The sequence below is a fragment of the Psychromonas sp. Urea-02u-13 genome (assembly GCF_002835995.1).
Classification (GTDB): Bacteria; Pseudomonadota; Gammaproteobacteria; order Enterobacterales; family Psychromonadaceae; genus Psychromonas.
Map to the genome: position 1 here is coordinate 1 of NZ_PJBZ01000198.1, position 1,389 is coordinate 1,389.

General features: G+C 36.3%; 1 protein-coding gene and 1 pseudogene. One reads left to right on the top strand and one right to left on the bottom strand.

All coding sequences use genetic code 11. The features are described from left to right. Positions 1 to 102 precede the first annotated feature (102 nt). Entirely contained in the window at positions 103 to 411 is a 309-nt protein-coding gene (locus tag CXF74_RS21345; protein ID WP_157822517.1) for a hypothetical protein, read from the top strand. Positions 412 to 711: 300 nt separating this feature from the next. Here CXF74_RS21345 and CXF74_RS21350 read toward each other — a convergent pair. Next, positions 712 to 1,389: pseudogene (locus CXF74_RS21350) on the bottom strand (alpha-amylase family glycosyl hydrolase); the annotation flags it as partial.

Below are 1,389 nucleotides of genomic sequence, written 5' to 3' on the forward strand. Positions count from 1 at the left end.
ACAATGTCACGCTATGTTGCCGTAAGCTCACAACCTCCAAGGAAAACCTATGCTGTTTATTTAAACGCAGGTTACTCTTGAAGTTCAGTCAAAAAGGTACGGGTGTCCCCTATTGGTTTCTTGAAACTCAGTCAAAAAGAGTCGGGTGTCCCCGATTGGTTTTGTGTCCAATCCATGACTCCAACAATACCTATCGGTGAAAATGCAGTAGTAGAAATTAAAGCCGCTGTTCCTCATGCTACTAAAACACATTTCAGAATTGGGTTATCTACTGCCTTTAATAGGCTTTTAAAATTAAATTTTTTTACTCGACACCTGGATTTTTTGATTATTTTAGAGGCATTATTAAGTGAAAAATTTCTGTATTTACAATTTAAAAATAAAGAAAACCAATTAATAACCATACTATAAAAATTCCTATCAATCTAATAGTACCATGTACCCAATCATCAAAATAGAAATACATACAAATCTTAAGAATTAAAAATTAAAAGAGAAATTAAAACCGGACATCCCAAAGTTTCAAACAATCTTAAAAATAAAAAATAGGTTTGTGAAATAGATAACAACAAACGAAATGCATGTTTAATTTCTAAAAATGGTGAGGGAGAACATACTATGAGGAAAATACGCGATATTGCTGATTTATAGGCACAATCAACCTAAGTTAGGCACTCATAATGTGAATTGTTAAATCTTAGGCTTGAAAAATCAGTGGTAAATTTGTCGTAACTTGTTCTGACCCGATATCCACTTTTTACCCGTATGCGAGGCAAACAACGCGAGTTCTTCCAATGACCCGACTGCACCATGATAGTCTTTACCGAAATCATTGGCTAAACTTAGCCAGGTGTCGTTATCTAACCCAAGTGAGGTTAATAAAGCAGGAGCTTGTGATGATATTGCACCTCGCTTACCTTCACGAATAATGCGGCCCGTCCAGTCAACAAGTTCGAGATAATCAATCAAGGTAAAATGAATGCCCTTTGTTTTATCTTGATGTTGATGCTCTGCACCGATGAATTTTACCAATCGCGTATGTTCAACTTCATTGTTCTTTTCTGTCTCATTTGATTTGTTATGAATACGTTCAAAAACAGAGGTATATTCCGATTTATCAACACTTGATGCCATCTTAGCGCGGATAGGATTCAAGTCGACATACGCCATGCAGGTTAATAATGCTTTCTCATCTAGCAAGGCTTGAGATTTGAATCTGCCTTCCCAGAAACGTCCCTTGCACTTATCTTCTTTATTCGCTTTAACAGCGATAAATTCATTTAGACAACGCATGAACCAAGAGATACTCGACAAACGTTTACGCCACTTTGCAATAATTTCAAGCGCGGCTTCTTTTTGAATATCTGATGTTAACTCGTCTTTTTGCCT